The organism is Azospirillum sp. BE72, from assembly GCF_031455875.1.
Taxonomy (GTDB): domain Bacteria; phylum Pseudomonadota; class Alphaproteobacteria; order Azospirillales; family Azospirillaceae; genus Azospirillum.
Window position 1 is genome coordinate 264,625 of sequence record NZ_JAVDTO010000003.1, and the last position, 9,945, is coordinate 274,569.

At 68.9% G+C, this 9,945-nt stretch carries 8 protein-coding genes; 2 read left to right on the top strand and 6 right to left on the bottom strand.

The window, feature by feature from the left end:
• Window positions 1-143 precede the first annotated feature (143 nt).
• The gene (locus J2Y49_RS12810; protein WP_310115242.1) at window positions 144-1,298 is read right to left on the bottom strand and encodes a lytic transglycosylase domain-containing protein; all 1,155 of its coding nucleotides are present in this window, start codon (window positions 1,296-1,298) and stop codon (window positions 144-146) included.
• 112 nt (window positions 1,299-1,410) lie between these two features.
• Window positions 1,411-3,804 carry an ATP-binding protein gene (locus J2Y49_RS12815; protein ID WP_310115244.1) on the bottom strand — a complete coding sequence of 798 codons (2,394 nt, stop codon included), beginning with the start codon at window positions 3,802-3,804 and terminating at the stop codon, window positions 1,411-1,413.
• Window positions 3,805-4,168: 364 nt separating this feature from the next.
• On the opposite strand from J2Y49_RS12815, the gene J2Y49_RS12820 reads away from it, so the two are divergent.
• Window positions 4,169-5,281, top strand: a complete 1,113-nt coding sequence (locus J2Y49_RS12820) for a PepSY-associated TM helix domain-containing protein (protein WP_310115246.1) — start codon at window positions 4,169-4,171, stop codon at window positions 5,279-5,281.
• Between the two features lie 6 nt (window positions 5,282-5,287).
• Here the strand turns inward: J2Y49_RS12820 and J2Y49_RS12825 are convergent, their stop codons facing one another.
• The 4 genes from J2Y49_RS12825 to hisG are packed head-to-tail and all read right to left on the bottom strand — an operon-like array spanning window position 5,288 to window position 8,264.
• Complete coding sequence (locus tag J2Y49_RS12825; protein WP_310115247.1) at window positions 5,288-5,761, bottom strand: low molecular weight phosphatase family protein; 474 nt, start codon at window positions 5,759-5,761, stop codon at window positions 5,288-5,290.
• 16 nt (window positions 5,762-5,777) lie between these two features.
• Window positions 5,778-6,263 carry a UPF0262 family protein gene (locus tag J2Y49_RS12830; RefSeq protein ID WP_149222878.1) on the bottom strand — a complete coding sequence of 162 codons (486 nt, stop codon included), beginning with the start codon at window positions 6,261-6,263 and terminating at the stop codon, window positions 5,778-5,780.
• A gap of 35 nt (window positions 6,264-6,298) precedes the next feature.
• Complete coding sequence (gene hisD, locus J2Y49_RS12835) at window positions 6,299-7,603, bottom strand: histidinol dehydrogenase (RefSeq protein ID WP_310115248.1); 1,305 nt, start codon at window positions 7,601-7,603, stop codon at window positions 6,299-6,301.
• Entirely contained in the window at window positions 7,587-8,264 is a 678-nt protein-coding gene (gene hisG, locus J2Y49_RS12840) for an ATP phosphoribosyltransferase (protein WP_109073237.1), read from the bottom strand. Before hisG ends, hisD begins: the two co-directional genes overlap by 17 nt.
• 306 nt (window positions 8,265-8,570) lie before the next feature.
• On the opposite strand from hisG, the gene J2Y49_RS12845 reads away from it, so the two are divergent.
• Window positions 8,571-9,830, top strand: coding sequence for a hypothetical protein (locus tag J2Y49_RS12845; RefSeq protein WP_310115249.1), 1,260 nt, complete (start codon window positions 8,571-8,573; stop codon window positions 9,828-9,830).
• The last annotated feature ends 115 nt before the right edge of the window (window positions 9,831-9,945 follow it).

Sequence of the window (9,945 nt, forward strand, 5' to 3'; positions counted from 1 at the left end):
TCGCGGCAATAACTGACCTTCCAAAGCCGCCGGGTCAAGTGGGATTCCCACTGCCGATGCGTTCGGCCGCAGCCCAGCCGCGCGGGTCAGCCCCGCGTTGCGGGTCGGACGGCCCTCCGGCACCGCTTCCGCTGGCCCTTCGGTCAGACCGACTGATGGGGGTTGAGCGGCGATGCGCTGCCCTCGTCCAGGCGGCGCGGCCGTTCCAGCGCTTGGCCGATGGCCGCGAACATCTCGCGCTGGTCGATCTCCATGCGCCGCGTCAGGCGGCTCACGGTTTCCGCCGCGGTCAGGGCGCGGCCGCTGGACCGGTCGTGAAACAGGTTGTGATTCGCCTTCGCGGCGCTGGGCAGCAGGTCGGCGGCGACGGCGCCGGGCGTCGATTCGGCGGCGCGAATCAGCTTCGCCGCCCCGCCGGAGCCCAGAACATAGGCCATGCGGCTCTCCGATTCGCTGGCCCGGCGGCCCAGCCGCTTCTCCAGCGCGTCTCGCCCCTCGGCCAGATAGCGGGCGGCCATGCCGGCCGACAGGTCGACATCGTGGCGCAGGTCCAGGATTTGGCGGCGGATCGCCGGGTCCTTGACGCTGGACACGCCGTTGCGGACCTGGATGTGCGAGGCGAGTTCACCTTGCCCATAGGCGGCGCCATGGCGGCGGAACAGGTCGAGCCAAGTGGATTCCAGGAACTGGAACGGCCCTGCGGCGGAGCTGCGGCTGTTCTTCGCCGCGCTGTCCAGCCCGCTTTCCTGCGTCGCCTGGGCCAGGATGGCGGTGAAGCTGTGGCCGGACAGGCCGGCGACCTGCTGCGAGGCGACCAGCACCCGCGCTGCGGTCGGATTGTCGGATGTCACCGCCTCCACGGCGTCCGCGACCCTGGCGGAGCTTGGCACCGGGGCGGGAACCGCCGGCTTCAGTCCGGGCAGTGGCGTGCGCGGTGCCGCCGCCTCAGGTGCCGGGGCGGTGTCGGCCAGCAGGACGGGTGCCGCGGGCTTGGCGGCGGGCACCGGTACGGTGGTGCCGTCGGCCAGCCGGATGGGTGTCACCGGCTTCGCAGCAGGAAGGGGAACCTGGGTACCATCCCCCAGCAGGACCGGGGCCGCCGGCTTGCCCAAGGGCAGGGGCGGCGCCTTTTGGCCGTTGGCGAGCCGGCCGACCGGAACGCTCCCCGAACGGCCTTGCGAGGTCTGGACCAGCGAGTCGCGGAAGGACGGCTCGGCGCCGGCACCATCGGCCGGCGGCGGAAAGGCGTCGGGCTTGCGCTCCGGAACAGGGGCGAGAGGGGGCTGCGCAACCTTCATGGCACACACTTCGCTGCAGGCCGGCAGAGCATGCCGGGGTCGAGGCCCGCCCGGCCGCGCATCGGGAGCGGGAGCGCGGCCGGGACGGTGCAGGCACTATAACACCGACTCGTCAGCTGTGTGCGATCAACTGCGGGCGCTGGGCATCGGACCCCTCCCCATCCCGGGCCCCAACACGCTCATGGCCGAACTCGCCGCCGCCGGACCTGTCGCCGGACCTGTCGTTGTGGCCGTCATCGGGGCGGGCCCAGCGGCCGACGGCGGCCAGAAGCTTCGACTTCTCCAGCGGCTTGGCCAGATGCGCGTTCATGCCCGCCTGCAGGCAGCGCTCGACCTCCACCTGCATCACGCCGGCGGTCAGGGCCAGGATCGGGATCCTGCCGACCGGAGCGGGCAGGGCGCGGATGCGGCGGGTGGCCTCCAACCCGTCCATCACCGGCATCTGCACGTCCATCAGCACGATGTCGTAGGTCTGTTCCTGCACGGCGGCGACGGCGGCGGCGCCGTCAACCACGGCGTCGACATGATGCCCGGCCTTGGTCAGCATGGTCATCGCCAGATCGCGGTTCATCGCCAGATCCTCGGCCAGCAGGATGCGCACGCCGGGGCTGCCCGGCTCGATGCTGGAGACGGCGGTGCTGTCGGGCTGGACCGCGGCGCTGCCGGCGGACAGCAGCGGCAGCGAGAACCAGAAGGTGCTGCCGGCGCCCACCTTGCTGTCCATGCCGATCTCGCCGCCCATCAGCTCCACCAACCGGCGGCAGATGGCAAGGCCCAGCCCGGTGCCGCCGCGCCCGCGCTCCAGCTGGGTGAAGCGCTGGAACAGGTCGCGCTGGCGGTCGGCGGCGATGCCGATCCCGGTATCCGTGACGGTGAAGGTGCAGATGCGGTTCCCGCCCGGCCGGCCCCCGGATTTGCTGCCGTCGTCCTCCACCGCCTTCACCGTCAGCCGGACGGACCCGCGGTCGGTGAATTTCACCGCGTTGCCCAGCAGGTTCAGCAGGATCTGGCGCAGCCGGTCGGGATCGCCCATGACGAAGCCGCGGGCGGTGGCGGAGATCGTGGTCTGAATCTCCAGCCCCTTCTGTTCGGCGGCAAGCCGGACGATGGCGACGCAGCGGTCGGCCAGATCGTCCAGCCGGAACGGCACGCTGACCAGATCGAGCCGCCCGGCCTCCAGCTTCGACAGGTCGAGCACGTCGTTGATGACGGTCAGCAGCGACCGGCCGGCATCGCGCACCTGCGAGGCATAGCGGCGCTGTTCGGTCGTCAGCGGCGTTTCCAGCAGCATTTCCGCGAATCCGATCACGCCGTTCATCGGCGTGCGGATCTCGTGGCTCATGGTGGCGAGGAATTCCTCCTTGGCGCGGCTGCCGGCCCGCGCCTCCTCCATGGCGGAGCGCAGTTCCTGTTCGCGCTGCTTCAGGCGGCGCGACATGTTGTTGAAGGCGTGGGAGACGACGCGGAATTCGTGCGGGGCGCGGTCGGCCTCGATCATGGTGCCGCCGCCGCCGTCGCCGATGCGGGTGGCCGCACTTCCCAGTTCCCACACCCAGCGCAGGACGGAGGCACGCAGCAGCACCCACAGCGCGATGACGCTGACCAGCCCGGCGATGGCGAGCAGGCCCAGGCTTTGCCACAGGTCGCGCCGGGCCTCCGCGATGATCGGGGCGGTCGGCATGCCGACGGCGAAGACGGTGTCGGTCTCGCTGGAATGGCGGAAGGCCCACAGCCGGCCGCGGCCGTCGGCGCTTTCGGAATCGAAGGCGCCGTTGCGTTCGCGCAGCATGTGCTGGACATGCGGCATGTGGAAGACGTTGCGGTTCAGCCAGCCTTCCGGGTCCGGCTGGCGGGCCACGATCACGCCGTGACGGTCCAGAACCATGACGCGGGCGTCCGGCTGCTTCAGCACCTTCACCAGATCGGTCAGCCAGGTGAGGTCGACCGCCACGCCGATCACGCGGACGATCCGTCCATTCTCCATGATCGGGCCGGCGACGATGATCAGCGGCTTCAGCGAGCGCTTGCCGATGATGAAGTCGCTGACCACCCAGTTTTTCGTGTCGAGGACGCGCTGGAAATACTCGCGTTCCCTGAGCGAGATGCCGGCGCCGGGGCCGGTGGTGTCGCAGATGATGTTGCCGTCGGCATCGGTCAGCCAGACGCCGGTGGTCCAGCGGTGCTGGCGCGGCATCGGCGACAGGGTGGCGACGCAGGAATCGGTGTCGAGCGGCGTCGCATCACGGATCGCCGGAACCAGCGACAGCACGCCGAGCAGGTTGCGCGCCTCCCCGATCAGGTCGCGCTGGCGCTCCACCCCGTCGTCGGCGAGGTGCAGGGCCAGTTCGCGCGCCGCATCGATGCGGTCGTCGAGCTGCTGGTCCGCCAGATAGAGCGCACCCGCCAGCGGCAACGCCAGCGACGCCAGCACGACACCCATCAGGCGTGCGCGCAGGCTGCGCGGACTGAAGGCGCGGAGGAGGCGGGGCAGCAGACCGGCGGGCATGGATCAGGGGCTCTCCGCGGGAATGGGCGTCGACACACCCGAGCCTAGGCCGGCACGCAGTGCGTTGCGATGACACAGCTCAATAGCATTGCGCGGGACGCTATGGGAACAGGCTGCAACGCAGAAAGTTGCAGAATGCCAAAATTATTACCGACCATGCCGTGTGTCCGTATGGCGGAATTTGACGGCCGTCAAGGCCGGCCGGCAGGGCTTCCGGGATGGTTCGCCCACTGCACCGATCATCCTTGCGCCGATCATCCGTCAGGAGACCCGCCCGATGCACACCCACGGCGACTGCGCCATGACCCCGGCGAGAGCGGCCGGCCGAGCTTCCGGCATGGCAAGACAGCGGATCCGAAGGATCGTGTTGACCCTGCACCTGACGCTGGGGCTCGTGGTCGGAGGGCTGCTGGCCCTGACCGCGCTGACGGGCAGTCTGCTGGTCTTCTACGTCGACATCGACCGCATGCTGACGCCGGAGCTGGTGGTCCCGGCGGGCCAAAGGGATGGGCGGACGGACCCGGTGCCGCTCGACCGGGTGGTTCAGGCACTGCGCGAGGCCCATCCGCATCGCACAGGCGGCTGGCGTCTGGAACTTCCCCATGGCCCCGACCATCCGATCATGGCGCGCTACATGAAGCCGGAGGAGACGGCGGGGAAATCCTTCGCCCCGCTGATGGTGGCGGTGAACCCCTACAGCGGTGAGGTGCTGTCCTCCCGCTTCTGGGGACGGACCGCCATGACCTGGACCTACGATCTGCATTACCTGCTGCTGGCCGGCGACAGCGGCCGGATGGTGCTGGCGGCGGGCGGCATCGCCAGCCTGCTGATCCTGGCCAGCGGGGTCTATCTGTGGTGGCCGGCCGCCGGGAAATGGGGGCGGGCCCTGCTGCCCCGCATCCGCTCCGGCTTCGTGCGGCAGGTGTTCGACATCCATGTGCTGGCGGGCGTCTACGGCCTCGTCGTCCTGCTGCCGCTGATCGTTACCGGGGTGGTCATGGAACAGCCGGACTGGGTGAGGCCGATGGTCGAGAGGCTGTCGCCGCTGACCCCGGCGCCCGCCGTCGCCGCGGCGAAAGCGGGGACGGAGGTGGGGGCGGATGCCGCCCTGGCCGCGGCGCTCGCCCGCTTTCCGCAGGCCGAGCCGCGCTGGGTCGAGGTGCCGGCGCAAGCGGGCGGCGCCTACCACATCCGCCTGTTCCAGGCCGGCGAGCCCGGCTGGCGCTTTCCGAAGACCAGTGTCTGGGTGGACGGCGGCGACGGCACGATCCTGGACCTGCGCGACCCCACCCGCTGGACCCTCGGCGACGCCTTCTTCGGCTGGCAGCATCCGCTGCACAACGGCGAGTGCTTCGGCCTGTGCTGCCGCATCCTGGTGGCGGTGGGCGGCCTGCTGCCGGCATTGCTGCTGGTCACCGGCGTGGTGCGCTGGCGGCAGAAGAAGCGGCCGCGGCCGGTGGCGGCGCGGGTCGGCTGACCGCCGTTACACCGTCGGCCCGCGCGTCAGCGGGAAGCGCTGCTTGACCTTGGCCAGCAGGCCGTCGCGCACCTGCCGGTAGGCTTCCAGCATGGTGTCGCGGGTGCCGTCGACCAGGGTGGGGTCGAAGGTGTTCCAGAACTCCACGTCGCAGGCCATGGTGCGCGTCATCTCGATGGCGCGGTGCTGCGCCTCCGGCGACAGCGAGACGATCAGGTCGAAGTTGGTGTCTTCCAGATCCTCGAAGGTGCGGCAGCGGTGCTTGGACAGGTCGATGCCGATCTCCTCCATCACCGCGACGGCGAAGGGATCGACCTCGTCGCCCTCGCGGACGCCCACCGAATCCACATAGACGCGCGTGCCGTGGTAATGGCGCATCATCGCCGCCGCCATCGGCGAACGGATCATGTTGTAGGTGCAGGCGAACAAGACGCTCGTCACCGGCAGGGGGGTGAGGACCGGGGTCGCCGCCATGGCCATGCGCCGCCCGTGCCCGTCAGCCGCGGATATGCAGGACGCAGATCAGCGTGAACAGCCGGCGCGCGGTCTGCAGGTCCATCTCAACCTTGCCGGCCAGCCGTTCGCGCAGCATCTCGGACCCCTCGTTGTGCAGGCCGCGGCGGCCCATGTCGATGGCCTCGATCTGCGAGGGCGTCGACCGCTTGATGGCGGCGTAGTAGCTCTCGCAGATCAGGAAGTAATCGCGGACGATCGACCGGAAGCCGGTGATCGGAAGCATCAGCCTGTCGAGTTCGCTGTTGTCCTCGCGCCGGATGTCGAAGACCAGGCGGTTGTCCTCGATCGACAGGTGCAGATGATACGGCCCGTCCTCCGCGAACTCGCAGGGACAGAACTCGTTGTCCTCCAGCAGGTCGAAGATGGCGACGGCGCGCTCATGCTCCACCTCGGGCTTGTGGCGGACGACACTCCGCTCGTCGAGCGTCACATGGGTGATGCGCCGCTTGCTTTTCGCCGTCGTCACGCCCCGCCTCCCCCGCAATCCCGGATTTATCGCCTTTAGTCTTTGTAACCCGGCAGCCGCTGCGCGACCGAGCGCGCATGCGCCTCCAGCCCCTCGGCCATCGCCAGCGTCACCGCCGCCGGGCCGATGGCCCTGAGGCTGTCGGCGTCGCAGGCGACGAAGGTCGTCCGCTTCATGAAGTCCAGCACGTTGAGGCCGGAGGAGAAGCGGGCGCTGCGCGCCGTCGGCAGCACATGGTTCGGCCCGGCGACGTAATCGCCGATGGCCTCCGGCGTGTAGCGGCCGAGGAAGATGGCGCCGGCATTGCGGATGCGGGCCGCCAGCGCGTCCGGATCCTCCACCGCCAGTTCCAGATGCTCCGGCGCCAGGCGGTCGACCAGGGCCGGCGCGTCGGCCATCAGGTCGCCGACCAGGACGATGGCGCCATGCTCGCGCCAGCTTTCGCCGGCGATTGCCGTGCGCGGCAGCGTCTCCAGATGCTTCTCCACCGCCGACGCCACCGCGTCGGCGAAGGCGGCATCGTCGGTGATCAGGATCGACTGGGCCGAGGTGTCGTGTTCGGCCTGCGACAGCAGGTCCATGGCGATCCAGGCCGGATCGTTTTGGCCGTCGGCCACCACCAGGATTTCCGACGGGCCGGCGATGCTGTCGATGCCGACAAGGCCGTAGACCTGACGCTTGGCGGCGGCGACGAAGGCGTTGCCGGGGCCGACGATCTTGTCGACCGGCCGGATCGTCGCCGTGCCGTGGGCCAGCGCCGCGACCGCCTGGGCGCCGCCGATGCGGTAGATCTCGTCGATGCCGCAGCGCTTGGCGGCGGCCAGCACCAGCGGGTTGATCGCCCCGTCCGGCGTCGGCACCACCATGACGACACGCTCCACCCCCGCGACCTTGGCGGGCAGGGCGTTCATCAGCACCGACGACGGGTAGGACGCGGTGCCGCCCGGCACATAGAGGCCGACGGCGCCGACCGCGGTCCAGCGCGCACCCAGCCGCACCCCGGCGGCGTCGCGGTAGTCGGTGACCTCCGGGATCTGGCGGCGGTGGAACTCCTCGATCCGCGCGGCGGCGAGGTCCAGCGCCTCCAGCGTTTCCGCCGAGCATTTGGCCGTGGCGGCGTCGATCTCGTCCCGGCCGATGCGCAGGGTGTCGGCGGTCAGGGTCTGACGGTCCCAGCGGGCGGTGTAGTCGATGAGCGCCGCGTCGCCGCGCGTGCGCACCTGCTCGATGACGCCGGCGACCAGTGTCTGGACATCCTCGCTGGCCTCGCGCTTGGCGTGCAGCAGCGCCTCGAAGCCGGCGGCGAAGTCCGCGTCGCGAATATCAAGCCTGACGGGCATTCACCGCCTCCCGGAACTTGTCGATCCACTGAGAAATCTCGGCCGTCCGCGTCTTGAAGGCGGCGCGGTTGACGATCAGGCGCGAGGTGACGTCGGCGATATGCTCCACCTCCACCAGTCCGTTGGCCTTCAGCGTCGACCCGGTGGAGACCAGATCGACGATGCGGCGGCACAGGCCCAGCGTCGGGGCCAGTTCCATCGCGCCGTTCAGCTTGACGCATTCGGCCTGGACGCCGCGGGCGGCGAAATGGCGCTTCGTCACCTCCGGGTATTTGGTGGCGACGCGCACATGGCTCCACCGCGACGGATCGTCGCCCTCCATCATCTCCACCGGCTCGGCGACCGACAGGCGGCAGGCGCCGATGCCGAGGTCGAGCGGCGCGTAGATCTCCGGATAATCGAATTCCATCAGCACGTCGTTGCCCGCCACGCCCAGATGGGCGGCGCCGAAGGCGACGAAGGTCGCCACGTCGAAAGACCGGACGCGGATGATGCTGAGGTTCGGCACATTGGTGGCGAAGCGCAGGAGCCGGCTCTTGTCGTCGTCGAAGGCCGGCTCCGGATGGATGCCGGCATGGGACAGCAGCGGGCGCAGCTCCTTCAGGATGCGGCCCTTGGGCAGGGCCAGCACCAGCTGGTCATCGACCGGCGTGGCCGTCATCGCTGCGGCAGTCACCCCTTGGGCGCTGGGATCGGCGGACAAAACACTCTCCTCGCATCGCTCGCCGGGGCGCTGTGCAGGCCCCGGATGAACCATCGACGCGATTGATAGCACATTCCGCGCGCCCGTCACCTGTCGGTGTCGCGCCCCGCATCGTTCGCGTGGCCCGCCGGTCGCCGGCGGCTGCGGCACGACGGCGGCAGGTTGCCGGGATATGGTTACAATTTGACTCAGAAAATCCATCCATAGGTGCATTGACAGCATTTATACAATTTTCATCCATTCACTTTAAGAAACATCAAAGCAATGATTGCGTCGCTCCATCCCATTTCCCACGGCGCCGTCCGGCCGGCTATTCTGACGGCCTTGGTCCTGGCGCTTTCAGCCGCCCCCTTGGCTGGCGCCGTTGCCGCCTCTTCCACCTCCTCCGGCAATTGCACCTATCCGCAGAGCGGTTCGGTGTCGCTGGCGCTCAGTTCGGGCGCATCGTCGGTTCTGAACGGGTATATGATCGACGTCGCGGTGCTCGACGCGAACAACGCGGCATCGGCCGGCACCCAGCCGGTGATGGTCGACACCGGCTCCACCGGCCTCGCCCTGCCGTCCGGCAAGGTTCCGGCCAGCGTCTGGAAGGCCTCCACCCAGACGACCCAGATCGCCTATTCCAGCTCCGGAAATTACTACGCCGGCAAGAACGTCAAGGCGGCGATCGCCCTGCCGCTGAGCGGCGGCGGCTATACCAACACCACGCCGGTCGACATCATCGCCACCAGCTGCCATTGCCAGGTGACCTCCAACCTGCCGACCAGCACCGCCACGGTGGACCCGAACAACTGCGCCAGCTATGAGGGCACCGCCCCGGTGAACGGCAAGACCGGCACCAGCTTGGCGAACTGCGCCAAGGTCAGCGACGGTTTCGGCATGATCGGCGTCGGCTTCGACCGCGGCACATCCCCGACCACCACCAACAACCCCTTCCTGAACGTGCCGGCCGCGGCACATGCCGGCTATGTCTTCACCCAGCAGGGCATCGACATCGGCCTGACCCAGGCGAACGCCAACGGATTCCAGACGGTTCAGCTGACCCAGGTGTCGCCGCAGCCGACGACCGGCGGCACGGTGTGGAACGGGGCAACCGGCTGTATCACGCTGAAGGATTCGAAGGGGACCGCGCTGGGCGCCCCGCTCTGCGGCAGCACGCTGGTGGATACCGGCCTGGACTACATGTTCATGGCCTTCGCCGACAGCGCCCGTCCGGCCGGTTCCGTGGACACCGTCACCGTGAACGTGCCCCAGCCCGGCGGCGGAACCAAGCCGGTGAAAGAGACGATCGTCACCCCCGGCCTGACCATGGAACTGACCGTAGCGGGCACCACGCTGAACCCGACCCTGACCGCACAGCTGAATCCGCCGAAGGTGGTGCTGCCGCTCGACCAGTCCCAGGCGACCTGGATCGAGCCGAGCAACGGCAACTTCATCAACACCGGCCGGCATTGGCTGAGCAAGGTCGACTATCTGTTCGACCAGTCCTGCGGCCAGATCGGCTTCAAGCAGCTGTCGCAGTAACCGGCATCATTCGGGCGCGGCGGTTTCCGCAGACCGCCGCGTATTCAACATGATAAGAATGTGCAAACACATAAAGTACACTTATTTGTGAAAAAGCCGGTTGACTGAATACCGA

What these genes read in the sequence shown, in the direction of transcription:
- J2Y49_RS12810 (WP_310115242.1), bottom strand. Translation starts at nt 1,298, where the DNA reads ATGAAGGTTGCGCAGCCCCCTCTCGCCCCTGTTCCGGAGCGCAAGCCC.
- J2Y49_RS12825 (WP_310115247.1), bottom strand. Translation starts at nt 5,761, where the DNA reads ATGGCCATGGCGGCGACCCCGGTCCTCACCCCCCTGCCGGTGACGAGC.
- hisD (WP_310115248.1), bottom strand. Translation starts at nt 7,603, where the DNA reads ATGCCCGTCAGGCTTGATATTCGCGACGCGGACTTCGCCGCCGGCTTC.
- J2Y49_RS12815 (WP_310115244.1), bottom strand. Translation starts at nt 3,804, where the DNA reads ATGCCCGCCGGTCTGCTGCCCCGCCTCCTCCGCGCCTTCAGTCCGCGC.
- hisG (WP_109073237.1), bottom strand. Translation starts at nt 8,264, where the DNA reads ATGACGGCCACGCCGGTCGATGACCAGCTGGTGCTGGCCCTGCCCAAG.
- J2Y49_RS12845 (WP_310115249.1), top strand. Translation starts at nt 8,571, where the DNA reads ATGATTGCGTCGCTCCATCCCATTTCCCACGGCGCCGTCCGGCCGGCT.